Source organism: Salinibacterium sp. M195, assembly GCF_019443965.1.
GTDB lineage: Bacteria > Actinomycetota > Actinomycetes > Actinomycetales > Microbacteriaceae > Rhodoglobus.
Genome location: NZ_CP040814.1, coordinates 790,295 through 816,973, shown reverse-complemented (window position 1 = coordinate 816,973; position 26,679 = coordinate 790,295). Strand labels below are relative to the sequence as shown.

Genomic DNA, 26,679 nt, shown 5'->3' with positions numbered 1-26,679 from the left:
AGAACCATCGGGGTGCTAGCGCTTTGGCCAGCTCCACGCTGGCTCATCAAGCATCCCTTGCCCCTCGACGGCGGTTTCTCCGTCGACTTTGACGAGACGGATGCGGCTTGCACCAGCTCCGTCGAGTTCGTTAACGAGCGCTGAGGCGTGCGATACCACCACGATCTGAGTCTCTTGGGCTGCTGCATCGATGAGCTCCGCCAACGGTGCGAGCAACTTCGGATGCAGGCTCGTCTCGGGCTCGTTCAACACGAGCAGCGCGGGAGGATTGGGCGACAACAGCGCCGCGACCAGCAGCAAGAACCGAAGAGTGCCATCCGATAGCTCGTGCGTGTCAAGCGGACGCAACAGCCCGGGCTGCACCATCACGACCGAAAACAACCCATCGTTGGATTGAACTTTCACCGAAGCGCCATCGAATGCTCGAGCAATCGTGCGATCTAGCAATGCAGCATCGCCAAATTCGCGAATCGTTTGAAGCGCCGCCGCAAGATTGGTGCCGCTGTGGCTCAATACGGGAGCGCGGGTGCCCAGCTGCGGTTGGCGCACGGGAGCGTGAGGGTCGGTGCGAAAGTGATCGTAAAACCGCCACGAGCCCAGATTTTCGCGCACTGTCAACAATTCAGGGGTCGATGTGGGGTCAGCAAAGGCCGCCACCATGCTTTCGGTCGGCCGCAGCCGGTAGTCGTGCGACACCCATTCACCCGAGGCCGCCCTGACCCGCACGGCACCATTGCGCCGCTCAGTGAGGGAAGTTGCGGGGCGCAACACCGAGCCGCTGAAGACCGCTTCTGCTTTGATCTCGGGATCGCGGGCGAACATGGTGCCTTGATCGGCGGGGAGCCCAAAATCGACCGCGTAGCCAAAGTCGCTGCTCGCGTAGCCGAGCTTTAGCGCGACGACGTCTCGGCGAACTGTTCCTTCGGCCGGATGCCCGGAACGCCGTGCGGCGGAAGCCCCCGCTTCTGGGCCTGCCCACAGCAGGGACTGCAAGCCGCCCTCTCTCGCAAGCGCTGCAATCGCGCCGGATTGGGCCACCTCAGCCAACAATCGCAAGCTGCGGTACACGCTCGATTTCCCGACGCCATTCGCGCCCGAGATCACGGTGAGGCCCGCCAAGGGCAGTACGACGTGCCGCAAGGAGCGGAAACCTTCAATAGCCAGCGTCGTGATCATGGAGAAAGCCTAGAGAGCCCTGCCGACATTCATTGACGCTTCATGGCCTGAATTTTGCTGAGCGTCGCGATGACCTGGCGGGCGATCATCCGCCCCGCTCGGTTTGCCCCAATAGTGGACGCTTGGGGCCCATACCCGGCGAAGAAAATGCGGGGATCCTTCCAGGCAACGCCTTGACCGACGCCGACGCCACCCTCTTTTTCGCGCAATTTTAGAGGGGCAAGGTGGCGGAGTTCTGGCCGAAAGCCGGTCGACCAGATGATCGAATCCGCGGGGCGGAAGGCGCCGTCTTTCCAGCGCACTCCTTCTGCTTCAATGCTCGAGAACATGGGCCGCGGCGTGAGCACGCCTCGTTCGATGCCCGCTTGAATGCGTCGGGTGCGCGGAACGCCGGTGCCGCTGACGATGCTGGGAAGTGCTCGCCCGGCACGGGCAGCTTCATCTTGCATCTGCACAGCCTCTTTGCGGGCCTCAAGGTTGAGGCCACCGTCTTCGAGGAAATCGATCGGGCGCCTGCTTACCCAGGTAAGACTCTTGGCCAAATTTTCGAGTTCAAGCAGGAACCCGATGGCCGAAGTTCCGCCGCCAACCACGACCACGTTTTGGTCAATAAATTCGCGAGCGCTTTTGTATTCGCTTGTGTGAAGGTGGCGGCCGGCAAAAGATTTGAGCCCCGGATACCAGGGGATGAACGGCGCGCCCCATGTGCCCGTCGCGTTGACAACTGTTGTTGTGGTGACCGTCTTGGTTTCTTCACCATCGAGTGTGAAGGTCACCCTGAGGTGCTCGCCCTCACTTTCGACAGCGATTACATCAGCGTCGCGAACCACCTGAAAGTCGTAGTGCTGCTCATACTCGCGGTAGTAATCCGCGACAACTTTCTTGGCTGGCATATGACGGTCGGCAGTTTCGAAACTTAAGCCGAGCTCCTCGAGGCCAGGAAGATCATTGATGCGATGGGCCGAGCCAATGCGCAATGCTTCCCACCGGAACTGCCACGCGCCGCCAGTATTGGGCCCGCGGTCAAGCAGCACAAAGTCATTGCCCGCGTCGAGCCCGAGCCGGCGCAAGTAGTAGGCAACAGAGAGTCCCGCTTGGCCAGCACCGATGACGACAACAGAGGTGTCTGTTTCAGTGGTGGATGTCACGCGCTAACGTTACCCGTCGCAGCCCTACCTGTGCATCGGCCACAAGGACCTTTCTCTTCTGCGTGCTAAACTGTGGGTTAGTTTTCATCCATCCCTGTTCGCTCGTTCGCTGGCCACCGTCAGTGCACCGGGACAGAAGCATGAGGGGGTCTCGAATGGGACGCGGCCGTCAAAAGGCAAAGCACACCAAGGTTGCTCGGGATTTGAAGTACTTCAGCCCAGACACCAACTACGGTGCGCTTGCTAAAGAACTGAGCGGATCGGAAAGTTCCGCTCCGGTTTCCGAAGACAGCGAAAAATGGCCAGAGTACTCGGCCGGTGATTCGTACAGCGACAAATACGACACCGAGAGCGACGAAGACGACGAGGACGAAACTCGTAGCGCCTAACAGCGCGCCTTCGCCGCTAACGTTGCTTCGGCACTAGCGCAGTTACATACAAATTATTTGCTCACGCAGCAGGCGAGCACCTCACCCTTCGGGGTCAGGTGCTCGCCTTTTGCTGTGAGCCGTTGCAGCGAATGCCGTTGTGGGGAATGCCGCACCGGCGCATGCCGCCGGGGCACGATCGAGGTCTGCAGCGGGCGCTAGCTTTCGTGGCTCCAGGCCACGAGAGCCGGCACAACATCCTCGGCGAAACGTTCATAGTCGTCAGCGGTGTTGTAAGCATGAGCTGAGAGCCGCAGGTAGCCGTTATCGCGCCAGCTAGTGATCTGCGTTTCGAAGCCCAGCTCGTCACTAATGCGCTGACGCAGATTGCGCGCTTCGAGCGGTGCAGCGGCGAGAGCGCCAGGCAGACTCAACAGACGCATCCCCGGGGCAGGCGCCCCCACATCTACTCGCGACTCTTCGCCAGTAGCGGCATCGAATGCATCCGCGACAACATCTGTGGAGTAGTCGAGCAGCGACTCGATGTAGGTGCGGATTGAGTCCCAGCCGATGCGATCTTCGAGACCGGTGACGGCATCCACGGTAGCGAGGTATGGCGTGTAATCGAAGGTTCCTTGGTGGTCAAAGCGCGCCGGGAATGCCTCATCCATTCCCCAGGAGTCGATGACTGGATACAGCTCTTTGGCGAACTTCTTCTCGGCGACCAGAACAGCGGTGCCCCGAAAGCCGCACGCAAACTTGTGCAAATTACCGACCCACGCAGATGCCGCAATGCCTTCCGCCGGACGAGACTGAACCCCGGGAGCGTGGGCTGCATCCACGAGCAAGGGAACGCCGTGCTTCTTTGCCAACTCGGCGAGCGCCGCAACCGGAAACTCTCTCGCTGTCGAGGATGTTGAGGCGTCGATGATGAGCCCTGCAGGCTTCTTCGCTAAGGCTTTGCCGAACACGGCAAGAATCTTCTCCGCGCTTGCATCGAGGTCGATGGGCACGGTGCGCAGTTTGGCTCCGCGCTGACGGGCTTCCCGGCGGGCAGAGAATGCGACGGCACCGTAAGCGTGGTCGGTAATGAGTAGTTCGTCTCCGGCACTGAGCATGAGCGCACGGATGGAGGCAGTCATTCCGGCGCTGGCGTTGGGGACGAATCCGAAGTGGTCAGCATCCACGCCAATAAAGTCGGCGAGGCCTGCGCGCGCTTGGGCCAATCGCGCTGGGGCTGCCGCAAACCAACGCTGCGGAGCACCTTCAGCTTCTTGCAGATAGGCGAGGCGACGCAATTGCGCGAAGACGGGGACCGCGCCGAACGAGCCGTGGTTGATGTGACGCCAGCGCGAGTTCATGCTCCAGAGCGCAGCCGCGGGGGAACCATCGCGGGCGGAGAGCGGTTCGGGGCGCTGCGGTTGGGCGGCACCCTCCTCGAGGAACTCGGTTTCGTTCTCGTCGGTTTGGTTCTCGTCGGTTTCGTTCTCGTCGTTGTCGTGAGCGTCTTGCGCAGTGTCGGCCGAAGTATCGGGCTTCTTAGTTGCCATAGCGCCCATTCAAGCGCACGGCACCTCCATTCGCCCCGTGGCACCCGGTTCACTGCGAAAACTCTGCCGGACCTGGGGTTCGTCATCTTGCCGATTGCTGCCAACTCGCGGGTCAGCTGCCCGCGGTCACGAGCGCAGGCGCCGCCGTCGGCCCGAGCCAAGAACCCCGGTAGTAATAGCGACACCGAGAAGCAGCATCACTCCCCCGCCGAGCTCAACGATCGTGGGGATCTCGCCAAGCACCAGCCAGGCTGTCGTCATCCCGATCGGCGGCACGAGCATCGTGAACGGAACTACGGCAGATGCGGGATGCCGCGCCAAGAGAGTGTTCCAGATGCCGTAGCCAACCAGGCTCGCAAGCCACGCGGTGTAGCCGGTAGAGAGGAGTTGCGGCACGGTGAGGTGAGTGAGGGCGAAGCCGACAGCATCCGAACCATGAAGTGCAAACGCGAGCGCGAGCATGGGGAGGGGAACGACGAGTGCCGACCACACTGTCAGAGACAGCCCGGCTAGAGGCGTTGAAGTCATTCCGCTTCGCCCGATGCGGCGAGCAATGACATTGCCAATTGCCCACGAGGAGGCGGCGGCGATAGTGACAAAGAAGGCCAAAGCCGGCGTTTCTGCACCCCGGCCGCTTCCCACCACGATCAGTCCGAGTGCTCCGATGGCGACCCCGATGACCTGACTTCGGGTCGGTGTTTCGCGCAGAGCGAGCGCCGCGAACACTACGGTGAGAACCACCTGCGCTTGCAGCACGAGCGAAGCCAGGCCCGCCGGCATCCCGATCGCGAGAGCCGTGTAGAGCAGCCCAAATTGGCCGAGGCTCATGAACGACCCAATAAGCACTACGTCGCGAAACCGGGACTTAGGCCGCGGCACAAAGAAGATCGCGGGGACGATCACGACCGCAAAGCGCAACGCGAGAAACAGCGTCGGCGGCATTCCTTCGAGGCCAACATCAATGACAACGAAGTTGAGTCCCCAAATGATGGCGACGAGCACCGCAGCAAGAGCAGAACGCAGTGGCATAGTTCATCGCCTCAGATCGACGCCGGGATCGTTCTCGGTAGAGCGCAGGCTGCGCTCACGGTGACGAGCGGTGTGTTGCTCGCTAGGAGTTAGCGAAGGCACCGCTCAAACGCACGGCACCACCGTTGACACCCTTGGCTCCCTGTTCGAAGCCGGTGAAGTCGCGAGCGGCCATCGAGACACGGCCAACTTCCCACGAGGGGATGCCGTCGGCGGTGAGTGCTGCGATGGTGGCGTCGGCAGAGTCTGCGGCGACTATCGCGATCATGCCGATTCCGAGGTTCCAGGTTCCTTCAGCACTTTCGAGGGTGGAACCGGCCAGGTCAGAGAGCACCCGGAAAACGCTGGGCGGCGACCAGGTCGAACGCTCGACCTCTACCCACGAGCCGACAGGCAGCACGCGTGCGAGGTTGGCGGCGATTCCGCCACCGGTGACGTGGCTGAGCGAGTGCACAGCGCCGGGCTGCGCGTCGAGCAGGTTGAGCAGCGGCATTGTGTAGAGGCGGGTGGGCTCGAGGAGAACTTCACCGACGACTCCACCGAACTCGTCGAGGCGATCGGTGTAGCTGATCTTGTTGTTGGCCAGAATGTGGCGCACGAGAGAGAAACCGTTGGAGTGGATGCCGGATGATTCCATCGCGATAACAACGTCGCCATCCGCAACGAGGTGGGGGCCCAATTGAGCGCCCGCTTCGACAACGCCAGTGGCAGCGCCAGCAACGTCGTAGTCGTCTGGGCCGAGAAGTCCGGGGTGTTCTGCCGTCTCGCCGCCGACGAGCGCGGTGCCGGTCGCCGAGCATCCACGAGCAATGCCCGCAACGATGTCAGCAATGCGGCTGGGAACAACCTTGCCGCACGCAATGTAGTCCGTCATGAAGAGGGGCTTAGCGCCAACGACAATGATGTCGTCGACGACCATACCCACGAGGTCTTGACCGATCGTGTCGTGCTTATCGATCGCCTGAGCGATAGCGACCTTTGTACCAACGCCATCCGTCGATGTCGCCATCAGTGGATGCGTGTAGTCCTTAAGGAAGGAGACGTCATAGAGCCCAGCAAAACCGCCAAAACCTCCGACCACATTGGGTCCATGAGTGGCACTGACGGCCGCCTTCATGAGTTCGACGGCACGGTCACCAGCTGCGGTATCAACACCGGCTGCGGCATAACTGGAGGAAGAGTTCTCGGTCACGGCTCAAGCGTACCGGCAGCTTGCACCTGACCGCCCGCCCGGAGGCTGAAAGTACAACCGCCCGGGTGTGAGAAACTAGACCGTACTCACACCGGGTACGGTCTCTTCGACCTCAGGGAGCCACGCGAAAGCATGTGCGGCATTGTCGGTATCGTCTCTTCTCAGCCCGTCAACCAACAGGTTTATGACGCCCTTCTGCTTTTGCAGCACCGCGGTCAAGACTCCACAGGCATAGCAACTGCCGACGGCAGCACCCTGCATTTGCAGAAGGCCAACGGACAAGTACGTGAGGCCTACCGCACTCGAGATATGCGCAACCTCGTCGGCACCTCGGGCCTCGGCCACGTGCGCTACGCCACCAAAGGCAACGCCTTCAACGAGAACGAAGCTCAGCCGTTCTATGTGAACGCGCCCTACGGCATCATCCTCGTTCACAACGGCAACCTGACGAACACGCAGCAGCTCACTGACGAACTGTTCCGCATCGACCGCCGCCATCTCAACACTACGAGCGACACCGAACTGCTCGTCAACGTGTTGGCGAACGAACTTCAAGAGCAGGTTTCGGGGAACGACCTCGACCCCGAACAGGTCTTCACCGCCATCGAGCGTGTGCACGACCGCGTCGAGGGCTCCTATGCCGCGATCGCACTTATCGCTGGCCACGGTTTGCTTGCGTTCCGTGACCCCTACGGCATCCGCCCCCTGGTTTTGGGTCGCCGCCAGACTGGTCTTGTCGGTTACGAATGGATCGTGGCATCCGAATCTCTCGTACTCGAGAGTGCTGGTTACGAACTGGTGCGGGATGTTGCCCCCGGCGAAGCGATCTTCATTACGCCAGACGGCGAAATGTTCTCCAAGCAGTGCGCCAAGGCTCCGGTGCTGATTCCTTGCTCGTTCGAATATGTCTATCTGGCTCGCCCAGACTCGATCATGAACGGCATCTCCGTCTATGAGGCGCGATTGCGGTTGGGCAACAAGCTTGCCGACACCATCGCCAAGTTCACCCCCATGGGCGACATCGACGTCGTCATGCCTATTCCTGACTCCTCGCGCCCGGCTGCGATGCAGGTCGCTCAGAAGCTTGGCGTTGAGTACCGCGAAGGGTTCTACAAGAACCGCTACGTGGGCCGCACCTTCATCATGCCCGGCCAGGCCGAACGCAAGAAGAGCGTCAAGCAGAAGCTGAACGCGATGAGCAGCGAGTTCAAGGGCAAGAACATCCTGATCGTGGACGACTCAATCGTGCGGGGCACCACCTCGAAAGAGATCGTGCAGATGGCTCGCGAGGCTGGCGCCAACAAGGTCACCTTCACGTCGGCTGCACCGCCCGTTCGCTACCCCCACGTCTACGGCATCAACATGCCCACCCGGGCCGAACTTGTCGCCCACGGGCGCAAGATTCCCGAGATCGCCATGGAGATGAGTGCTGACGCCCTCATCTACCAGGAGGTCGCAGACATGCAAGCCGCGATCATCGAAGGCTCCAACGTGTCAGCGCTCGAAATGAGCTGCTTCACCGGCGAATACATCTCCGGCAACATCACGCCCGCTTATCTCGACTGGCTCGAAAAAAGCCAACTGAGCTAGCGCTGCTGCGGGCTTAGTTCTCGAGGGTGCCTTCATAGGACTCAGGCTCAACAGTTTCGTGTTCGACTGTTGCTGCGCGGGAACGACGAATCGACACCCGGTCGACAATCAGCACGACGACGGCGCCGATAGCCACCCCGGCCGGAACGCCAAACAGGCTGAAGTAGCCGAAGAGCGCACCGAATCCGACTCCGGGGTCGGCAGGAAACGACATCGTGAGAATGAACGTCACGATCGCGCCGACGCCACCACCGATGATGAGGAAGGGCCCGAACTTGGGCGCCCGGCGAATTCGAGCGTCGCCAGATTCCACCGAACGAGTGAGCACAGTCTCGCGAACGGTGGCCGCTTCAGACGATTGCTCCGGCTGCGCCGCAGACGGTTGCAGTTCAGGCTGCTGCGGTTCAGGCTGCTGCGGTTCAGGCTGCTGCGGTTCGGATGCCGCTGGCTCGTGTTCTGGCGTAATACTCACGGAACTATTCTCTCCCACGTAACTGGCAAGTACTCGCTGAGGTCGGCACGCGACCCGGAGGCACTGATATCGCCGGAGTCGAGGGCCTCGGCCCACTCTCGCGTTCCCGTAGCTAGGGCAATCCAGGTTGCGGCATCCATCTCCACCACATTGGGCGGGGTTCCGCGGGTGTGGTTGGGGCCTTCGATAGCTTGAACCGCGCCAAAGGGCGGAACTCGCACCTCTACAGAGTTGCCTTCGGCGTCTCGGGCGAGAACCTGCAGCAGGTAACGCACCGCGGTTGCGGTGGCGTCTCGGTCAGCCCGACCATCTTGCACCATTCGGATGCTTGCTTCGCCAGCAATTGCGGCAATCTTCAGCTGTGCCATACCTAAACGCTAGCAAGTTGGACTGTGCGCTAGCAAGGAACACTGAACGCTTCGTTAGGCTGTGCTTGTGCGAATTCTTGTTCTTGGTTCCGGTGCCCGCGAGCACGCCATTGTTACGTCTCTTCTCAGCGAGGAGGAGGCGCACGAAATAACGTCTGCGCCCGGCAATGCCGGCATCGCTGCAGTCGTTGAGACGGTGGCGCTAGATCCGACTCGGGGCAACGTTGTCACCGAGTATGCCCTCGACAACGACATTGAGTTGGTCATCATTGGGCCAGAAGCTCCGCTCGTTGAGGGCGTCGCTGATGCTCTACGCCGTCGCGGCATCGCCGTGTTTGGCCCCGGCAAGGCTGCCGCCGCGCTTGAAGGCAGCAAAACTTTCGCCAAGCGAATCATGGACGCCGCGAATGTTCCGACCGGTCGCGCCCACCGCGCTGGCTCGCTCGAAGAAGCCATTGAGGCTCTCGATGAGTTCGGTGCCCCCTACGTCGTGAAGGCCGATGGTCTTGCCGCTGGCAAGGGCGTTCTGGTTACGGGCGAGCGCGATGCGGCCGTTGACCACGCGAAGCACTGGCTCACCTACGGCAGCGTGCTCGTTGAGGAATACCTCGCGGGCGAAGAAGTTTCGTTGTTCCTGTTGAGCGATGGCCACAACGTCGTTCCGTTGTCTCCCGCCCAGGACTACAAGCGTGCCTATGACGGAGATGACGGGCCAAACACGGGCGGTATGGGCGCATATTCGCCGCTCAACTGGCTTCCCGACGGCTTCGTCACTGAGGTAATTGACACCATCGCGCTGCCTACGATTCGTCAGCTCGCTGAGGAGCAAACGCCCTTCATTGGTCTGCTCTACTGCGGGCTCATTGTCACTCGCGACGGCATCCGTGTCATCGAGTTCAACGCTCGCTTCGGTGACCCCGAGACTCAGGTCGTTCTCCCGCGACTGGTCACGCCGCTCAGCTCGCTGCTCTATGCGGCGGCGACCGGCGGCCTTGCCGACCACGCAACGCCGGTCTTCACCGACGACGTTGCCGTGACGGTTGTTCTCGCCAGCGAGGGCTACCCCGAGAACCCCAAGATCGGTCGCCCGATTACCGGGTTGGATGCCGCACTCGCCGTTCCCGGAATCACCATCGCCCACGCGGCCACCGCCAAAAAGGGTGACGAGTTTGTCGCCACCGGCGGACGCGTGCTCAGCGTTGTCGCGACCGGCGAAAGCTTCGCTGTCGCCCGCGAACGCGCCTACGAAGCTCTGGGACACATTCATCTTGAGGGTTCACACTTCCGCAGCGATATCGCTTTGCGCGTCGCGAAGTGAGCGACGTCGTGAACGACGCTGCTGGGGCGGATGCTGCTGCTGGCGCGTGGACGCTGACGTATTCCGGCAAAGTCCGCGACCTGTATGTGCGCGCCGACGAGCCACAGCTTGTGCTCATGGTTGCCAGTGATCGGGTCAGCGCGTTTGACCATGTGCTGGAGCCGGGCATCCCGAGCAAGGGTGCTCTGCTGACGCAGTTAAGCAAGTGGTGGTTCGAGCAGCTCGCGGACATGCCCAACCATTTGGCGGATGCTGCTGGCGGCGTGAATCTCGACGTTAGGGCCCCCGCGGAACTGGCCGATCGTTCGATGATCGTGAAGCGGCTTGAGATGTATCCGGTCGAGTGTGTCGTTCGCGGCTACCTGTCGGGCAGTGGCTGGCTTGAGTATCAGGAGTCGCAGAGTGTGTGCGGCATCGCCCTGCCTGCCGGTTTGAGCGATGGCGACCGCCTGCCCGAACCGATTTACACCCCGGCGTGGAAAGCGCCGATGGGTGAGCACGACGAAAACATCAGCTTTGAGCGCACCGTTGAGCTCGTGGGTGCTGAGGTTGCGACCGCGCTGCGGGATGCTTCACTCGACATTTTCGCGCGGGCTTCCGCCATTGCGGAGACTCGTGGGGTGATTCTCGCTGACACCAAGTTCGAGTTCGGCGCAGACCCGCAGACGGGTGCTCTCGTTCTGGCCGATGAGGTTCTGACGAGTGACTCAAGTCGTTACTGGGATGCCGAACTCTACGCCGCCGGTGGCCCTGGTCGTCTGGCGAGCTTCGACAAGCAAATCGTGCGCAACTGGCTCTCCGCCCACTGGGACAAGCAGGGTGTTCCGCCCGAGCTTCCCGCCGACATCGTGGAGCAGACTGCTGCGCGGTATCGCGAGCTGATTGAGCGGCTTACCGCGTAGTTCAGCCCTACTGTTAGAAGCATCACGATCAGCCCGCTCGCCTCACGGCTCGGGCTGATTTTCTTTAACTGGGCGACGCGATCTACTCCGGGCGTTGCAACCGCAACAGCATCGTGTCGGAGTCGCCGGAGCGGCCGACCACCTGAAATCCCAACCGTGAGTACAGCGAGCGCGCACGGTTGCCATCTTCAACACTCAGGCTGATGCCGGGTATGCCTCGCTCCGATGCCGCGGCGATGAGTTCCCGCAAGAGGCGCGCACCAATACCGCGGCCACGAAAACCGTCAAACGTTGTGATGCTGAGTTCGGGGATTATCTCCTCGACGAAACCGTAGCCGGGGTGCTCCGCGGAGAAGAAGACCAGCCACGCGACTGCACGGACGTTGCCGCCGGTCTCATCCAGCATCCCGAAGTCATTGCCGGTTGGGAAGTCGGCGTAGTAGTGCGCTAGTTCATCTGATCGGTCGAGATCAGCGAAGCTAAAGCGCGGCCCGCACCAATTCATATTGGCGAGCGTCGCTTCTCTCAGGAGCGGTCGGTCGAATTCCTTCAGTTGGCGGATCGACATCCGACGATTGTAGCGTGGTGACGAAACTGGTCGACGCCGTGATCAAGCGGTGAGCTACGGGGCTGTGACGTTGAGGATGCCGGCCTGCGCGCAGGTCTGCGGGAAGTCTTTCTGCAGGCCAGTGGCGTCACCAAAGCTCAACGGTTCGAGCACATTCGATGCCCAGCCGGCATCCTGATCAGGGACGTAACCGTAGCTGGGCCACTGCGCGAGCATCGCTTCCGCGGTGACCTGGCGTTCGGCATCGTCCTCGGAGGCGGCACTCAAATATTCGGCCTCCCACGCACACAGCCACGTGAAGTGCGCGACAGTCGCGCCCAGTCCAGACTGAACAACTCCGTCACCCGATTGGCCGGAGTCCAACCCTTCTGGCACGCCGTCGGGATAGGCCGCGCCGTTAGGTAGCGGCTCGGGCATGGCTTCGATCGCGGCGAGGTATTCGAAGTAGGCCGTGCCCTCGGTCACCCTGGCTGGTCCTGTCGGGTCTTCATTCACCACCGATGCTGGGCCCTCTGATGATTGAGACGCCTGTGGTGAAGTCGCAGACTGAGGACGGGGAAACCAGAGGAATATGGCCAGCACGAGGCCGGCGATCACGATCGCCGCTGCGATGAGAACTGGATGGCGGCGCTTCAGAGATGAGCGAGAAGCACTGCGGCCCTGGTTCGGGATGCCTTCGTGCCCGAGAATCTCAGCGGGCGACCCAAACGCAGCGATGACGGCGGCAGCCTCGGCGTTCGAGGCTGCGACCGGGATGGATTCGCGCAAGTGGCTGGCGATTTCTTCGCGCAATTCCAGACGGCGAACCGAAGACAGTGGTGCTGCCAGGTCATCGAATTTAGAGAGGTACGACGTTACTAGTGGGTGCTCGGCGGCAAGGTTCATGGCAGCTCACTTTCGATGGACGCACTCGGAACTGATGCGGAGGGGACGGTCTCGAGGAGCGAGCCGACAGAGTCGGAGAATTGGCGCCAGTCTTCACGGAAGAGTTCGAGGTCACGGCGGCCGACATCCGTGAGGCTGTAATAGCGTCGCGGCCGCTCAGTGTCGCTCACTTCCCAGTGGCTGCTGACTTGGCCCGCCTCTTGCAGGCGACTCAACAGTGGATAAACCGTTCCCTGGCTAGTGAGAAGCTGACCCACCTCGTTCAGCTCACGAACAATCTGCAAACCGAACCGTGGCCCAGTGGAAAGCAACGCCAGAATGCACGGGCCAACCACTCCGCGTCGGAGTTGCGTACTCGCTGGATTCTCGGCCATGCGGATCACTATACCTTGCGTCACAAGGTATAGACAAGAGAGGGTTGGTTTGTAGCGATTTCTGCGCGCCGAAAGCATCCGGTGACGAGCCGAGTGTTCCCAGACACGTCATCCGGCCGACTCCCGTAAACTGCAATGGCGTGCTGTCACGCCGAACCTTCTTCCGGAACCCACGATCCGGCTGTGGAAGGCAAAGGGGATCCTGAATGCCCGACAGTTGGTCTGATTCCTTTTAGGTAGTGCCCCGGTCGGGCGACAGTGAGCGTGGGTTGCTGTTTCGCCTCCCCGCAGCGGCACCTGAAGGAGAAAATCGTGACCAAGCAAGAGTCGTTCAAGCGTCGAATTCGCGAGCGGATGTTGACCACCGGCGAGCGCTATGCGGAAGCCCGGCGGATGCTCGTGGCCCAAGTCGCGCCGTCCACCACGACCCGCACGTGGGTTGCCGCACCGGAGCTCTCCGATGACGCGATCCGCGCGGGAACCGGCAAAGGCTGGGAAGAGTGGTGCGCCCTGATCGACCAGTTCCCGGGTCGCGCTGACGGCCACACCGCTATCGCTAAACACGTGCATGACAACCTCGGCGCTGGCGACTGGTGGAGCCAAGGAGTGACCGTCGGCTACGAACGGATCACCGGACTCCGACTTCCCCACCAGATGCCCGACGGCACCTTCACCGCCAACAAGTCAGCAACCGTCGCGATCGAGGCCGAAGAACTTCGACAGCTACTTCTCGACGATGACGACCGCGCTGAGTTGTTCCCCACAGTGGCCACTGAGCTGAAATCGAAGCTGACCGCGAAGGCCATCAGAATCGGAATGAGCACCGGCTCTGCCATCATCCGGCTCGAAGAACGAAGCGGTGGCCGCACGCAGATCGCTATCCAACATTCGCAACTTCCGACCTTTGATGAGGTCGAGGAGTGGAAGTTCTACTGGGGTGAATGGCTTGAGGCCATAGCTGAAGCGGCCTGCTAAGGCATAGCCCCCGCTGCGGCCCCCTCACCAGGTCAGCGCAGGATAGTGATTCCAAAGGTGGCGAGCACACCAAATGCGACACCCCAGATGATGATTGAGATCGTTTGCCACAGAATGACCGCGTTCTTTGATGCGCCGAATGAGACCATCGCGGCCGAGGTTATCTGGCTCGGCAGAATGGTTTGGCCGAGCAGGCTCACCCCAGCAACCCCATAACGGTCGAAGCGAGCGCGAAGTTTCTCGCGGCGCGGCGACTCCGGCTTGGGCTCGGAGCGGCCCGTGACTTTCGAGCGAACCCCGTGCGCGCTCAGCACGAAGATGAGCATCGACACGACGTTGCCGATAATCGCGGCCACGATGACGACCACAGGGTTGATGCCGAGAACCACCCCAATAACTGAACCGCCATACGACTCGACGAATGGAATAGCTGCGGCGAGCATAACGCCAACCCACTGCAGCAGCTCGGGGAGTCCTGACGTGAAATTACTGAGGGTGTCGTACATGGCATGCCTTCCGGTTAAGCGAGCGGATGATGTGATCCATCCGAGTGGTCACCGACCGAGGTGCCCGGTGATCTTTCAATCTTCGCCGTCAATTTCGGCGCTGGGCAGTGGCACGGTGTCACGGAATCCCCTGCATTTTTGCACCGGCAATCGTGACAAATGTCACTGCTCTACGCTGGGAGCATGTTCGCCTCAGCCACGTTAGCGCCCGCCCAGAATCGGTGGTTGTCGTGAGGCTGCGCCCCGACCCGGCTCCCCCTCTGGAGCAGCCGCACGGTCGCGAACAGGCTCGTGGTGTTCGCACGACCTGGAACTACACTCTCGCGTCAATTGTGTTCTTCTACGTCGTGTTCAATTCACTTTTGATCTTAAACAATCTCGACAATTTTGGGGATTCCGGCTCGCCGCTCGATGGTCTCCTGATCGTGTTGACCATCGCATCAGCAGCGGCGCAGATTCGCGGATGCTGGTTCTTGCGCACGGGGCGCGGAGCGGGCATCCCGAATAAGTGGTGGTTGTTCGCCCTCATTGCCCCCGCCGCCGCGATCTGGGTGATCGGACTGTTCCGTCCCGAGATGGGCTTTCTCGCCGCGCTCCCCCTGTGGATGTCCGCCTGCGCGATAGCACCTCTCGTACCGCGGCGTCGAGTCTGGAGCGTGCTTATCGCCGGGCTAGGAATCGCTGTCGCCCACCCCGTGATCACGACCATCGCATTCGGCAACCCTGCCAGTCCTGCATTGATGAACAACGCGTGGCTGACGATCGTCTACGGTGCGCTGCTGCCGATCATGATCTTCTCCGGACTCTGGTGGTGGGACATCGTTGCCACCCTCGACCGTCACCGTTCTAGCGCCGCCGAACTCGCTGTTGCCGAAGAACGACTGCGCTTCGCCTCCGACCTGCACGACATCCAAGGGCACCACCTGCAGGTCATCGCCCTCAAATCTGAACTTGCCGAACGGATGCTCGCCATTGACCCCGAGGCAGCCCGCGAACACATCCACGAGACTCGGCTGATCGCCAAGCAAGCCCTCGAAGAGACCCGCTCTCTCGTGGCCGGGTATCGCGAGGTTGAGCTGGACAACGAACTCGAGAACGCGCGCGAAGTGCTGACGGCCGCTGGCGCCCAGTGCGAGCTGACTGTCGGCAGCATGCCAGCGGATGCTGACGTGCGGCGCGCATTAGGGCTGGCAGTGCGCGAAGCGACCACGAACATCTTGCGCCACAGCGAAGCCACTCACGTGTCGATCCGGCTCGCTAGCAGCGATGTCGAGAGCACCCTCGTGATCAGCAACAACGAGCTGCGGAGCTCTGCCTCGACGGGAGAGACTCCCGGTAGCGGGCTTGTGGGACTCCACAGCCGCGTCGCCGCTCTCGGCGGTGAACTCGCGACCGACGTCGATGCCAGCGGAGATCGCTTCGAGTTGAGCGTGCGGATTCCGGCGCGAGCACGAGTGACAGCATCGGCGAGACAAGCGTGACTGCTGCTGGCCAGAGTGCGGCGGGCGAAGCGCCCCGCGTCATTCGCCTTCTCATCGCCGACGATGAACACCTCATCCGCGGCGCCCTGAGCGCACTGCTGAATTTGGAGCCTGATATCGAGGTCGTCGCGAGCGTCGACAACGGTGTCGCGGCGGCGGAGCAAGCTCTTGAACTGCAGCCGGATGTGTGCCTGCTCGACCTCGAAATGCCCCAGGCCGACGGCATCGAGGCTGCCACGCGCATCCTCTCGACTGTGGCAACGAAGGTCGTCATCGTGACCCGCCATGCGCGACCCGGGGTGCTGCGCCGCGCACTCGCCGCACGCGTCTCAGGTTTTGTGCCCAAGTCAACACCCGCCGAAGATCTAGCCGCGGTGATCCGGGATGTCGTGGCCGGCAAACGCTACATTGATGCCGAAATTGCGGCGACGGCTCTCACCGCCGAACGCTGCCCGCTCACCGACCGAGAACTTGACGCGCTGCGGTTCAGCCGCTCTACGATGAGCGTGCAGGAAATCGCTGACGCTCTGCACCTCGCGCCGGGCACCGTGCGCAACTACCTGTCATCCGCGATGACGAAGCTCGACGCTCGCTCGCGGCACGACGCCGCCGACAAGGCGTGGCAGCAGGGTTGGATCTAGCGGCACTCGCGCCCGCACGGGCGATTGCGCTCGGGGCCTAGTTGTCTTCGGCAGCGCCCTCAGGTCGCACGAAAGTAAGCGCCCACGATTGGTCGCCTTGAGAGGTCTCGACCCAGCCATCCGCTTCAATCTCCTGGCGGATCTTCGCTAGGTGCTCGGCCATGCGAGGCGCATACCCTTCATCCGGGTTCATCGGATCGAACATGTGGTTGGAGGAGAAGGTTCCACTCTCGTAGCGAGTTTCGCCGCCTACCTGGCCAACAAAGCGCAGCGTTTGATTCGGCACCCCGGTGGTCAGCGAGGTGAGCATCCTCGCTAGTTTCGCGACTTCAACTTGTTCGATTTCAATACGAAGCAACTCGCGCTGTGCGTTCATGCACCCCATACTGCGCCGGAAATCACGGGTTGTAAACGGGTCGCCTTCGTATTTCACGGAACTCTAGTTGTAGCCGTAGGTGAAGTGCCCGGCGTAGCGGAACCAGTCGCCCAGCAACGGAGTGTGGAGCCGAACATCCACCCGCTGGCGTCCGTCGGCCCACGATTCGTCGACCGTGACGGTGGCGAGCGCGGGGATGCGGAGGCGGAGGCCAGCCAGGTGCAACCACTGGCGGTCGGAGCGCAACTGCATGCGGCCAGCCGTGACGGTGAGTGCCATGCGCACCTCGAAGCCACCGCGTCGACCTAAAAAGTCGTGCAGGTGACCATCAACTACGCGCATCTCATCCTGCAATGCGCGATCGCGCCCCGGAAAGTGGAAGGTGCGCACGGCGCCGAGGCCGCCATCCGCGGTGGGGGTGTTCACGACGTCGAAGGGTACATTGCGCGCGTACTCCGGGAACAGGATGCGCTGCCACGCCATGAACGCCAGCACCGGCTTCAGGATGCGCAGCGGCGACCCGGCGACGTCGAACACACCGCTGCCGACGCCGGCGCGTTGACCGCCGTCGAAGTAGGGACGAAGCTCGGGTGCCAGCAGATCAAGCTCGGCACCGAGCACGCGCCGATAGACCGATTCGCTCACGACTGTGCCTGCTCTTGCACGTGCTGACGCGTGGATGCCGGATGCTCGTTCGCCGGCATACTGGGCTCCGCACCACCGGCGGCGGCACCAGCCCCAGCACGCGGCTCGCGCAGTGACGTCACGCACCGCGACAGCAGGTCGCCGAGCATCGCATGTTCGCCCATGCTGAGCGTGGACTTCATCCTGTCCTCAACATCTTTGACGGATGCGCTGGCGGTGGCCAACTGGCGACGGCCACTGGCGGTGAGTTCGGCCGGGAGCACTCGCCCGGCAACAGCCTGCTCGGGTCGCGTGATGAGCCCGTCGCGTTCGAGAGACTGCAGCAACACGTTCATGGCTTGGCGCGTGACGAAGGCGCCTCGGGCCAGTTCTGAATTCGAGAGGCCGGGTCGCTGCGCTAAGAGTTCGAGGCACGAGTAATGCGTGATGCTCATCCCGAGCGGGCGCAGCACTGCCTCCATCGCAGACCGAAGCGCGCTTGATGCTTCCTTCAGGAGGTATCCCACCGAGGTTTCCAGATCGATTCCGGATGATTGTTGCTGCATGTCAACATTCTGACATAGAGTTACGCGTGTCAACTAATTGACATCAAGATCTAGGAGACATAATGACCACCGCATCCGGCCCCGGCTTCATCTCACTGCAGGTTCGCGACCTCGACGCCGCAGGCGCCTTCTACGAAAAGTACCTCGGTTTGACCCGCCAGCCAGGCCCACCCCACGCCATTGTCTTCGACACCACCCCGGCAGCATTCGCCGTGCGTTCCGCCGCCCCCGGCGTTGACCTCGACTCGGTCACGCAACTCGGGCTGGGTGTCGGTATCTGGATGCACGCCGCCGACGCTCACGGCATTCACGACACTCTCGCTGCCGACGGCATCACGATCACCTCAGCGCCTGTCGATGGTCCGTTCGGCCGCACCTTCACGTTCGCTGACCTCGACGGCTACCAGATCACGCTCCACGACCGCGCCTAGAGAGCAGGGGTGCGGCGGAAACATCGAGCACCGGCTCCCGCCACCGACGGATTTGCCGACGCCCCAAAACTGAGCGACGCTTGCTTACCGAATTCCGGCGTGATTTGATCGTCGGTATGCATCTCCTTGGTTGGGCCTTAGCGATCGTGGGCGCCGCCCTGCTCCTCTGGTCAATCGCTGCAACGATCCGCGCAAATAGCACCACGCGCATCCCCTACTGGACACGCCCAAAAGTGATCCCTCGAGGCTCGATCATCACGCGCAGCCTAGGCGTCGGGTTGATCGTCTTTGGGGCCGTCGCCACGGTCTCGCCGGGCGGCTTTTGGATCTCCGCCCTCGTGGTCCTGCTTTTTCTTCCGGGCCTCGTTATGATCCCCGTGCACAATCACAGGGTTGCCCGAAGTGACGCCCGATGAAGGATAAAACTACGAGCCCGAGGTTTCTCCAAAAGCCTGCTTCCAGGTCGCGACGCGAGCGGCATCCCGCGAGTCGTAGACGTCAACCGCTTCGTCAACCGTCGCAGCGTAGGCGTCAGCAGCATCGTTGCCGAGAGCGTCGAGTCGCATTGTGAACCAGGCGGTGATTCCGCCGGGCGGTGGTGAAGTGAAACGAGGAAACTCGGGATCGCCTCCGGCAGGGCTGAGCCATTTCGTCGGCAGCGACGGATCGAGCGCCAACGTGCGAGCGAGACCAACAACATCCGCTGCCCCTGACGACACCGCATCGGCTGCCTCCTGCCGCGTCTTGAAACCACCCGTCACCATCAGCGGCACACCGGTCACGGTGCGAGCGCGGCGTGCGAAGTCGAGAAAATAGGGGCCGGCAGAGCGACGGTCAGAACTGGATGCCGCTCCGGGAAAGTAGGTGCCGCCGCTGATGTCGATCAGGTCGACGCCGTGCTCGCCCAGCATCGAGACAACGACGAGCGCGTCTTCTTCGGTGAGGCCACCATCCAACTGATCGCTCGAGTTGATCTTCACGCCAATCGCAAAGCTCGGGCCAACCTCGGCGCGAATCTCGTTGATGATCTGGAGCAGGATGCGGCAACGGTTCTGAATGGAACCCCCAAAGTGATCCGTGCGGCGGTTGAAGAGCGGCGAAAGAAACTGGCTCAACAAGAAACCATGACCGGCATGGACTTCGACGCCGCTAAATCCGACCGACTGAGCGTGCTTCGCCGCCCCGGCATAGCTCGCGGGGAGCGCCTCGATACTGGCGACCGACATCTCATCGCACTGCAGGCCGTCGAGGTCTAGCGCTGATGGCCCGGCTGGTTGTGAAACTGGCAGATGCGCTAACGCTCCGGCGTGACTCAGTTGCGGCCACACGTGCGTTCCGTGACGAGAGCCCGCATCCGTCAATTGCCGCAACAGGGCGTCATCAGACTGCGAACCAAGCACAAGATTCCCCGGCTTTTCGGGAAATCCAGAGTCGACCTGCACCTCACCAATGATCGACAACGCGACGCCGCCCTCAGCCCATCGCTCATACAGACGGGCTTGCTGGATGCTCGGATTACCGGCACCATCACCCAAGGAATCAGACATCGCAGCCTTCACCAGACGGTTCTTCAGCACCACCCCGCTGGGCAACACCAGCGGTGCTCCTAGGATCGCCGCGGACTCAGATTCTGTGCTGCTTGGCGTGCTCATCACTCCAGCCTAGGCTCGGCCGGCGCTAGGAGTTACGCAACCTGCACGCTGATGCCGTGCCAGCCCTCGGCACCGTCGGGGACAACCGGAATCGGCACGCCCGACTGCGTGGTGCCCTCGGCATCCGTTGCTCGCACTTCGATGGAGTGTTCGCCGCTCGTGGCTTCCCACGGGTAAACCCACTGCACCCACGTGTCGGCGGAGATAGCGGTAGCCAGTTCGGCGGCGACCCAGGAGCCGCCATCGATGCGCACCTCCACTCTGGTGATGCCGGTGTTCGGCGCCCACGCGACACCCGCGACGGCGACGGTTCCGGCTTGCACCGAGGACGACCTCGACGGCACATCGATGCGTGACTGAACCTTGACGGGGCCCTTCGCCGACCATCCGCGATCCGTCCAATATGCGGTGGCGTCGGCGAAGCGAGTCACCTGCATTTCGACGACCCATTTCGTGGCGGATACGTAGCCGTAGAGCCCGGGCACGACCATGCGCACCGGAAAGCCGTGCTGTTGGGGCAGCGGTTCGCCGTTCATCCCGACAGCGAGGATGCTCTCGCGGTTCTCGTCTTGCAGTGCTTCGAGCGGGGTGCTCGCGGTAAAGCCGTCGATGCTGCGTGAGAGCACCATGTCGGCACCCGCCAACGGCTGCGCCTTCGCGAGCAGATCCCGGATGGGATAGCCCAGCCACATAGCGTTGCCTACGAGATCGCCGCCGACGACGTTCGATACGCACGAGAGCGTTGCGGCGGTCTCAACCAGCGGAAGCTCGAGCAGCTCTGCGAACGAAATTTCGATCTCGTTTTCGACCATTCCCGTGATGCGCAATCGCCACTCATCCGCGTCGACGTTGGGAACGACGAGGGCGGTATCAATGCGGTAGAAGTTTGAGTTCGGGGTGATGAGCGTCGAGATGCCGGGCACGTCGAGACTCGCGCTGGCCGGGATCGGCGGCGCGGCAACCGCCGGCGCAGGCAGCTTGAGGGCGGTTCGCACGGCATCCACCACGGAGGCACTGGCATTGACGACGCGGGCGCCGACTCCCACGAGAACGGCACCAACGGAGGCGACACCCACGATGCGCAGAAAGTCGCGGCGCGAAGCGGCCGGCACACGAGTGGGAGTAGCGGATGACCGTTGAGCGCTAGCTGCGCGGGCCGCCGCCGCAGAACCCGCGGGCGTCGTGGCGGGCGCGGTCGGGGCAGAACTCACCCAGCGGCGCAACCGAATCATCGTGATCCGCAACACCAGCACACCGGCGACAACGCCGAGAACGGTGGGCATCGGCCAGCTTGCGGTCGCTTGGGCGCGGGTCGTGACGGCGATCGTCGCGATCACTCCGACGAAGACAAGAAGGATGACGCCCCAGCTGGGCCGCGCGTATTCAACGATGCCAATTGCCACAGCGAGAACCAGCACCAGGAGCCCGACACACAGCAGCAGCACAATCTTGTCGTTGGTGCCGAACAGCGCGATCGTGAGGTCCTTCAACCACGACGGCGCGAGGTCGATGACGAGGGAGCCGACAGCAAGCACGGGGCTGCTGGCGGGCGAGATGAACACGGCGAAGAACTCGGCGACGGCGAGCACGACGGCGGCGCTGAGCATCCCAAGAAGTGCCGACCAGGTGCGGATGCGTTTCACGCTCAGTTCGGTGGGTGGGGCAGTCTTCGTCGCGGAGGTCACAGGCGAATCGCTTCTTCCTAAGTAAGACGAGAGACCGTGGGTCTAGACGCCGGGCTGGACTTCGAACATCCTCTTCCAGAACCGCCGAAGTAGGAGGTGTAACCAAGAGTAGACGCGGCTGCTGTGTGCACGGCGGCGGGGCCGCAAATGAGTCAAACCCGTAAGATCTGTCAGTTTTACTTGACAAATACGCCTCGTCAAGTGAAACTGACACCATGGAATCAGTAAACCTGGCAGATCAGCTCCGCACCGCCACTCCCGCCACCGGGCTGCGCGCGGTCGGTGCGCTTCACCGCCTCGCGGAACACGTCGAAGCGACGCATGTGGCCCAGGCCCGCCGCGATGGCTGGTCATGGGAGCAGATTGGCGATGCACTCGGCGTCACCCGACAGTCCGTTCACCTCAAATACGGAAAGCAGGGAAACAATGTTTGAGAAGTTGGCGCAATCCGCGAGAGCCGTCGTCGAGGATGCCCGGCACGAGGCAGCGCGACGGGGCGACCGCCGCCTCGGCACCGACCACCTATTGCTCGCGCTCCTGCACGAAGAAGAGCTCGCTCATGCTGTCGGCGTCGATGCTGCAACCGCTGCCGAAGCCGCCAACCAACTCGATCGAGATGCCCTGACAGCGATCGGGCTCGACCTCGGCAGCTTCAACCCGACTGCACACGCCGCCGCCTCCAAACGAGTCCCGTTGACCGCCGGCGCCAATGCCACGCTCCAACAAACTCTCGTCAGCGCCGCCGCCGAAAAGGCGCGAACGGTGACGTCGCGACACATCCTGCTCGCGCTGCTCGACCGCCGCGAGCCAGACTCAGCCGCCACCCTCCTCACCGCGCTTGCCGTTGACCGGGAGGCGGCGCGTGACCGACTGACCACTCTCGCGTAGCATCCGCCAGAAAAACCGTATCGCTCAGTGCCTACTGGAATCATTGCCCAATGATCGCCGTGAGCGTCCGAGGCCTAGCCCCACGCAACGACCGCAGAGTCACAGCCCGAGCCACAGTCAGGAAAGCGTTGTACTCGAGCGGCCACGAAGGTAGTGTAAGACCACACCAACCAGCACAGCAACCGCTGCCGCGACCATGAGCGACGGCACCACAATTTCTGGCATCGTCGCTGCTTGCCGAAACACTCCGAACCCTGCGCTGGCCATCTCTGGGAGGTCATTCGCATACACCCGACTCCCGGCCGCGTAGTCGATTGCCGTCGTCAAAGCCGGCACGATCCAGAGCAACCCGAAGCTGACGAGCACCGCAATCACACGCCCGGCCGAGCGGATGCCACACCATCCCACCGCAAGTCCGACCAGTATTGCCGGAACCCACCGCAGCACACTCGCCGACCAGCGCCGAAAGTCTTCTATCGTCCCGTACTGAGGCTTGAGGAGCGGATGCACGAGTTCACTCAACCACGGCGCCAACGCGACCGCTGCCATCGCGTATCCAATCAGCGCACCAGCGCGAGGGGCCCGAGCGATCAGCCAAAACACGGCAATCCCCACCAGCATCGCGAGCGCCGCAACCCCGGTAACCGCCGCGAGGTAGAACGTCGCCGCACTGCGATCTTGCAGCCCTCCCTGCACAACAACAAAGGTTTGCACGATCGCGCCAAGCTGCACCACGATGAGCGAGAGGAACATCGCCAAGGCTCCGCGCCGCGGCATCCGTGACCGCAACAAGCGCGCAAGAAGCCCGGCGACCGCAGCCCCAACCACCATCAGCCCAATCTCGGCGGTCAACGCATATTGGCTAAACGGCAGCAACACGAGCGGCATTTCGTCGGGCGCCGTCTCGACCGCCCACAAGTTTTGCAACGGCAAACGCAATCCCTGGAGTAGCCACGGCAGCAGGCCAACGAGGGCCGCTCCCACGCCGATGAGTGCGCTCATCCACAGTTTCAATCGACGACCAGCGGATGCCTCGCTCGCCAGCCCCGCGGAATGCTCTACCCCAGCAGTACTCGTCTTGGTGTCGGCTTGCTCGGCCGGGATCTCGCTCGCATTGTCGTCCACAGCGGTCAGTCTATGAACGTGTGTCGCAAGACGGAAGGGTATCGGTGAGAAATCTTCGACACAGCTTTCGGCGGCGGACGCGGAACATTCTCAGGGAGGAATAGTGGGTGACGGTCAATGTTGAAGTTGATACGACCGACAGAAAGAGATCCGCTGTGAACTTGTTTTCCCCCACGACCCTCGGCGAGCTGAACCTGACCAACCGCTTGGTGATGGCACCGCTCACTCGCACCCGCTCGGGACAAGCCGGCGTTCCCGGCCCGATGGTCGTCGAGCACTACGCCCAGCGCGCCTCGCTCGGCCTGATTGTGTCCGAGGGCACTTACCCAAGCCACGCCGGTCAGGGTTTCCCCGGCCAGCCCGGTCTGGTGACGCCCGAGCAGCTCGAGGGCTGGAAGCACGTTACCGACGCGGTACACGCGGCGGGCGGCCAGATCGTCGCGCAAGTGATGCACGCCGGGCGAGTAACCCACGAGGCCACCAACGGCGGACACCCCGTGGTCGGCCCGAGCGCGATCGCGATCGACGGCCAGACTCATACCTACGATGGCAAGCAGCCCTACCCGGTTCCGCATGCGCTCACCGACGGCGAGCTCACCGGCGTGATTGACGAGTTCGTGACGGCCTCACGCAACGCCATCGCGGCGGGCTTTGACGGCGTGGAGCTTCACTCCGCCAACGGCTACCTGCTGCACGAGTTTCTCTCCCCCGCATCCAACCAGCGCGAGGGCCAGCACGGCGGGTCCCCCGAAAACCGCGCTCGCTTCGTGATCGAGGTTGCGACCGCAGTCGCAGAGGCGATCGGTGCCGGCCGCGTGGGCCTACGCATCTCGCCGCAACACAACATCCAGGACGCACTAGAGACAGACAACGCTGATGCACTCGCGACCTACGGCGCGCTTGTCGATGGCCTCGCCCCGCTCGGTCTTGCCTACCTCAGCGTGTTGCACGCCCAACCCACCGGCGCCTTCGTGCAAGAGTTGCGCACCCGTTTCGGCGGACCGGTGCTGCTCAACAGTGGCTTCCAACAGATGACGACTCGGGATGAGGCCCTCAGCCTGGTGCGCGACGGTCACGCGGAAGGCGTTGTCGTGGGCCGTCCGGCTATCGCAAACCCTGACCTGGCCTACCGCTGGCAAGAAAACCTTCCGCTGAACAGCCCCGACGCCACCACCTTCTACGGCGCTGGCTCCGAGGGCTACACGGACTACCCGGCCCTCGTGCGCAGCTAGCGCGTCGTCAGGGCGGCGCTAGTCGCCGCCCCAACATACTGCGATCATTAAGACTTGACCACAGTGAGCGTTCGAGCAATGACCACGAGCGAGTTCGAGGCATGGCAACGCGCGACAACCGCAGAGTTTGCCGCTGAACAAGTCGCGATCGGGCGCTGGGCGTTCGAAGGTTCGGTTGAGCGCGCCATCGCCGACAACGCCACATTGCTACCGCGCGGGATCGACACTCCGCGCATGCTGTTCCTGCAGGGAACGGATGCGGACGGCGCGACGGTCGGGCACGCGTGGGTCAGCCTGGACCACCCGCAAGGGTCACCCGACCTCGCTTACCTGTTCGACATCCAAGTGGTGAAAGAGCGCCGAGGCACAGGCCTCGGTCGCGCTCTTCTGGCGGCAGTCGAAGCCGCTGTGTTGGATGCCGGCGTGCCCGCGCTAGAGCTAAACGTATTCGGACATAACACGCCCGCCGTTGCGCTGTATGGTTCGTCTGGCTACGCCATCACCACCCAGCAGATGCGAAAGACGCTTCGACCCTAGCTGTTGAACGGATCCAGCCCGGTCGCATTTGCTGCGACCTCCCAGAGCTTCTCGGCCGCAGCGGGATCAATCGCCCACTGCTTGGCGCCACCGGTCGTCATGTCAGCGTGGTCATCCGCCACCACTCCCTTGATCGAGCAGTCTTCGCAGTACGCGCCACCATGCTCGGCTAGTTCGGGAGCGGTCGCCGCCCAAAGCCCCGTCGATGCACCTTCAGCAGGCGTCTTGAAGAGCGGGTTCGGGTTGCCCTCTTCGTCAATCCACTGACGAGCAAGCAATTCTTCGCGGGGCATGTTGCGCTGCAGATCAGTCATGATGCCACCGGGGTGCACTGAGAACGCGTGGATGCCGCGGCCGGCAAGGCGTGCATCCAGCGCAACAGCGAGCAGGGCATCCGCTGACTTCGACTGGCCATAGGCAACCCACGGCTCGTAGTCGGTGGAATCGAAGTTGATGTCGTCGAAGTTCACCGGCGAACGCCAATGCCCAACGGAGGAGTAAGACACGATGCGGGCGCCATCCTGCAGCAGCGATTCGAGGCCGGCGACGAGCGCGAAGTGTCCGAGGAGGTTGGTGCCGAACTGCAGGTCCCAGCCCTGGGGCGTGCGCAGTTCGGGGGTTGCCATGACTCCGGCAGCGTTGATCATGAGGTCGACGGGGGTGCCGGCGTCGCGCATGCTGGCGGTGAAGGCGGCGACAGAGTCGAGGTCACCGAGATCCATCGGCTCGACCTGAACACCGAGGAGGCCCGCGAGCACTTCGGCTGCCTTGTCGGTTCGTCGCGAGGGAACGATCACGGTCACACCCGCTTCGGCGAGCGCCTTCACCGTTTCGAAGCCGAGCCCCGAATACCCGCCCGTGACGACGGCGGTCTTGCCGTCGAGGTCGAATCCGGCAATCACTTCAGATGCCGTGCTGCGGTAGCCGAAGTTCGATTCGAGGGGCTGTTGGCGGGCGGTCATTTCTTCGAGGGAGATCATGGTTGAGACTCTAAGAGTTGGAGTGCACTCTAGGTCAAGC

Annotated in this window: 29 protein-coding genes and 1 pseudogene; 12 read left to right on the top strand and 18 right to left on the bottom strand. The window is 62.5% G+C overall.

Annotated elements, in window-relative coordinates:
- Positions 1–15: 15 nt before the first annotated feature.
- Together FFT87_RS03890 and FFT87_RS03885 are read right to left on the bottom strand one after the other, a co-directional pair.
- Positions 16–1,176, bottom strand: a complete 1,161-nt coding sequence (locus FFT87_RS03890; protein ID WP_219950054.1) for an AAA family ATPase — start codon at positions 1,174–1,176, stop codon at positions 16–18.
- A 29-nt stretch (positions 1,177–1,205) separates the two neighbouring features.
- Complete coding sequence (locus tag FFT87_RS03885; protein WP_219950053.1) at positions 1,206–2,324, bottom strand: NAD(P)-binding domain-containing protein; 1,119 nt, start codon at positions 2,322–2,324, stop codon at positions 1,206–1,208.
- Positions 2,325–2,479: 155 nt separating this feature from the next.
- Here FFT87_RS03885 and FFT87_RS03880 point away from each other — a divergent pair, with 155 nt between their 5' ends.
- On the top strand, positions 2,480–2,713 hold the full coding sequence (locus FFT87_RS03880; RefSeq protein ID WP_219950052.1) for a DUF3073 domain-containing protein: 234 nt from the start codon (positions 2,480–2,482) through the stop codon (positions 2,711–2,713).
- Between the two features lie 197 nt (positions 2,714–2,910).
- Here FFT87_RS03880 and FFT87_RS03875 read toward each other — a convergent pair whose 3' ends face one another.
- From FFT87_RS03875 to purM, 3 genes are all read right to left on the bottom strand, one after another.
- Positions 2,911–4,242, bottom strand: a complete 1,332-nt coding sequence (locus tag FFT87_RS03875; protein WP_219950051.1) for an aminotransferase class V-fold PLP-dependent enzyme — start codon at positions 4,240–4,242, stop codon at positions 2,911–2,913.
- Positions 4,243–4,368: 126 nt separating this feature from the next.
- A complete protein-coding gene (locus tag FFT87_RS03870) occupies positions 4,369–5,271 on the bottom strand; it encodes an EamA family transporter (RefSeq protein WP_219950050.1) in 903 nt (300 codons plus the stop codon).
- An 82-nt stretch (positions 5,272–5,353) separates the two neighbouring features.
- A complete protein-coding gene (purM, locus tag FFT87_RS03865; RefSeq protein WP_219950049.1) occupies positions 5,354–6,463 on the bottom strand; it encodes a phosphoribosylformylglycinamidine cyclo-ligase in 1,110 nt (369 codons plus the stop codon).
- A gap of 132 nt (positions 6,464–6,595) precedes the next feature.
- Here purM and purF point away from each other — a divergent pair, with 132 nt between their 5' ends.
- Complete coding sequence (purF, locus tag FFT87_RS03860) at positions 6,596–8,053, top strand: amidophosphoribosyltransferase (protein ID WP_219950048.1); 1,458 nt, start codon at positions 6,596–6,598, stop codon at positions 8,051–8,053.
- A gap of 13 nt (positions 8,054–8,066) precedes the next feature.
- On the opposite strand, the gene FFT87_RS03855 is transcribed toward purF, so the two are convergent.
- Both FFT87_RS03855 and FFT87_RS03850 read right to left on the bottom strand, forming a co-directional pair.
- On the bottom strand, positions 8,067–8,525 hold the full coding sequence (locus FFT87_RS03855; protein ID WP_219950047.1) for a DUF3169 family protein: 459 nt from the start codon (positions 8,523–8,525) through the stop codon (positions 8,067–8,069).
- Complete coding sequence (locus FFT87_RS03850) at positions 8,522–8,893, bottom strand: sterol carrier family protein (protein ID WP_219950046.1); 372 nt, start codon at positions 8,891–8,893, stop codon at positions 8,522–8,524. Before FFT87_RS03850 ends, FFT87_RS03855 begins: the two co-directional genes overlap by 4 nt.
- A gap of 67 nt (positions 8,894–8,960) precedes the next feature.
- Here FFT87_RS03850 and purD point away from each other — a divergent pair, with 67 nt between their 5' ends.
- Both purD and FFT87_RS03840 read left to right on the top strand, forming a co-directional pair.
- The gene (gene purD / locus FFT87_RS03845; RefSeq protein WP_219950045.1) at positions 8,961–10,211 is read left to right on the top strand and encodes a phosphoribosylamine--glycine ligase; all 1,251 of its coding nucleotides are present in this window, start codon (positions 8,961–8,963) and stop codon (positions 10,209–10,211) included.
- Positions 10,208–11,113 carry a phosphoribosylaminoimidazolesuccinocarboxamide synthase gene (locus FFT87_RS03840; RefSeq protein ID WP_370628567.1) on the top strand — a complete coding sequence of 302 codons (906 nt, stop codon included), beginning with the start codon at positions 10,208–10,210 and terminating at the stop codon, positions 11,111–11,113. The genes purD and FFT87_RS03840 overlap by 4 nt, the downstream gene beginning before the upstream one ends.
- Before the next feature lie 82 nt (positions 11,114–11,195).
- Here the strand turns inward: FFT87_RS03840 and FFT87_RS03835 are convergent, their stop codons facing one another.
- Genes FFT87_RS03835 through FFT87_RS03825 form a run of 3 tightly spaced genes read right to left on the bottom strand, consistent with a single transcriptional unit; the run spans position 11,196 to position 12,940 of the window.
- Entirely contained in the window at positions 11,196–11,681 is a 486-nt protein-coding gene (locus FFT87_RS03835; RefSeq protein WP_219950044.1) for a GNAT family N-acetyltransferase, read from the bottom strand.
- Positions 11,682–11,735: 54 nt separating this feature from the next.
- Positions 11,736–12,566: a hypothetical protein gene (locus FFT87_RS03830; protein ID WP_219950043.1), complete on the bottom strand. Its 831-nt coding sequence runs from the start codon at positions 12,564–12,566 to the stop codon at positions 11,736–11,738.
- Complete coding sequence (locus FFT87_RS03825; protein ID WP_219950042.1) at positions 12,563–12,940, bottom strand: PadR family transcriptional regulator; 378 nt, start codon at positions 12,938–12,940, stop codon at positions 12,563–12,565. Before FFT87_RS03825 ends, FFT87_RS03830 begins: the two co-directional genes overlap by 4 nt.
- A gap of 312 nt (positions 12,941–13,252) precedes the next feature.
- Between FFT87_RS03825 and FFT87_RS03820 the strand changes: the two genes are divergently transcribed.
- Complete coding sequence (locus FFT87_RS03820; RefSeq protein ID WP_219950041.1) at positions 13,253–13,915, top strand: hypothetical protein; 663 nt, start codon at positions 13,253–13,255, stop codon at positions 13,913–13,915.
- A gap of 32 nt (positions 13,916–13,947) precedes the next feature.
- Here FFT87_RS03820 and FFT87_RS03815 read toward each other — a convergent pair whose 3' ends face one another.
- The gene (locus tag FFT87_RS03815; RefSeq protein ID WP_219950040.1) at positions 13,948–14,421 is read right to left on the bottom strand and encodes a hypothetical protein; all 474 of its coding nucleotides are present in this window, start codon (positions 14,419–14,421) and stop codon (positions 13,948–13,950) included.
- Between the two features lie 152 nt (positions 14,422–14,573).
- On the opposite strand from FFT87_RS03815, the gene FFT87_RS03810 reads away from it, so the two are divergent.
- Both FFT87_RS03810 and FFT87_RS03805 read left to right on the top strand, forming a co-directional pair.
- Positions 14,574–15,902, top strand: a complete 1,329-nt coding sequence (locus FFT87_RS03810) for a sensor histidine kinase (RefSeq protein WP_255560042.1) — start codon at positions 14,574–14,576, stop codon at positions 15,900–15,902.
- Positions 15,899–16,543, top strand: coding sequence for a DNA-binding response regulator (locus FFT87_RS03805; protein WP_255560041.1), 645 nt, complete (start codon positions 15,899–15,901; stop codon positions 16,541–16,543). Before FFT87_RS03810 ends, FFT87_RS03805 begins: the two co-directional genes overlap by 4 nt.
- A gap of 37 nt (positions 16,544–16,580) precedes the next feature.
- Here FFT87_RS03805 and FFT87_RS03800 read toward each other — a convergent pair whose 3' ends face one another.
- From FFT87_RS03800 to FFT87_RS03790, 3 genes and pseudogenes are all read right to left on the bottom strand, one after another.
- Positions 16,581–16,919, bottom strand: coding sequence for a hypothetical protein (locus FFT87_RS03800; protein ID WP_219950039.1), 339 nt, complete (start codon positions 16,917–16,919; stop codon positions 16,581–16,583).
- Positions 16,920–16,982: 63 nt separating this feature from the next.
- The gene (locus FFT87_RS03795) at positions 16,983–17,564 is read right to left on the bottom strand and encodes a DUF4166 domain-containing protein (protein ID WP_219950038.1); all 582 of its coding nucleotides are present in this window, start codon (positions 17,562–17,564) and stop codon (positions 16,983–16,985) included.
- A gap of 104 nt (positions 17,565–17,668) precedes the next feature.
- Positions 17,669–18,109 (bottom strand): annotated as a pseudogene (locus FFT87_RS03790) (MarR family winged helix-turn-helix transcriptional regulator); the annotation flags it as partial.
- 62 nt (positions 18,110–18,171) lie between these two features.
- Here FFT87_RS03790 and FFT87_RS03785 point away from each other — a divergent pair.
- The gene (locus FFT87_RS03785; RefSeq protein WP_219950036.1) at positions 18,172–18,540 is read left to right on the top strand and encodes a VOC family protein; all 369 of its coding nucleotides are present in this window, start codon (positions 18,172–18,174) and stop codon (positions 18,538–18,540) included.
- A 425-nt stretch (positions 18,541–18,965) separates the two neighbouring features.
- Here the strand turns inward: FFT87_RS03785 and FFT87_RS03780 are convergent, their stop codons facing one another.
- The gene (locus tag FFT87_RS03780) at positions 18,966–20,192 is read right to left on the bottom strand and encodes an NADH:flavin oxidoreductase/NADH oxidase family protein (protein WP_219950035.1); all 1,227 of its coding nucleotides are present in this window, start codon (positions 20,190–20,192) and stop codon (positions 18,966–18,968) included.
- Positions 20,193–20,224: 32 nt separating this feature from the next.
- On the bottom strand, positions 20,225–21,877 hold the full coding sequence (locus FFT87_RS03775) for a molybdopterin-dependent oxidoreductase (RefSeq protein WP_219950034.1): 1,653 nt from the start codon (positions 21,875–21,877) through the stop codon (positions 20,225–20,227).
- Between the two features lie 215 nt (positions 21,878–22,092).
- Here FFT87_RS03775 and FFT87_RS03770 point away from each other — a divergent pair, with 215 nt between their 5' ends.
- Positions 22,093–22,311 (top strand): helix-turn-helix domain-containing protein, encoded by a 219-nt coding sequence (locus FFT87_RS03770; protein ID WP_219950032.1) that lies wholly within the window; start codon positions 22,093–22,095, stop codon positions 22,309–22,311.
- Positions 22,304–22,765, top strand: a complete 462-nt coding sequence (locus FFT87_RS03765; RefSeq protein WP_219950031.1) for a Clp protease N-terminal domain-containing protein — start codon at positions 22,304–22,306, stop codon at positions 22,763–22,765. The genes FFT87_RS03770 and FFT87_RS03765 overlap by 8 nt, the downstream gene beginning before the upstream one ends.
- A gap of 117 nt (positions 22,766–22,882) precedes the next feature.
- Here FFT87_RS03765 and FFT87_RS03760 read toward each other — a convergent pair whose 3' ends face one another.
- Positions 22,883–23,890, bottom strand: coding sequence for a hypothetical protein (locus tag FFT87_RS03760; RefSeq protein WP_219950030.1), 1,008 nt, complete (start codon positions 23,888–23,890; stop codon positions 22,883–22,885).
- Between the two features lie 212 nt (positions 23,891–24,102).
- Between FFT87_RS03760 and FFT87_RS03755 the strand changes: the two genes are divergently transcribed.
- Both FFT87_RS03755 and FFT87_RS03750 read left to right on the top strand, forming a co-directional pair.
- On the top strand, positions 24,103–25,122 hold the full coding sequence (locus FFT87_RS03755) for an alkene reductase (protein ID WP_255560118.1): 1,020 nt from the start codon (positions 24,103–24,105) through the stop codon (positions 25,120–25,122).
- 78 nt (positions 25,123–25,200) lie between these two features.
- The gene (locus FFT87_RS03750) at positions 25,201–25,659 is read left to right on the top strand and encodes an N-acetyltransferase (protein ID WP_255560040.1); all 459 of its coding nucleotides are present in this window, start codon (positions 25,201–25,203) and stop codon (positions 25,657–25,659) included.
- On the opposite strand, the gene FFT87_RS03745 is transcribed toward FFT87_RS03750, so the two are convergent.
- Positions 25,656–26,639, bottom strand: coding sequence for an oxidoreductase (locus FFT87_RS03745; RefSeq protein WP_219950027.1), 984 nt, complete (start codon positions 26,637–26,639; stop codon positions 25,656–25,658). The genes FFT87_RS03750 and FFT87_RS03745 overlap by 4 nt on opposite strands.
- Positions 26,640–26,679 lie beyond the last annotated feature (40 nt).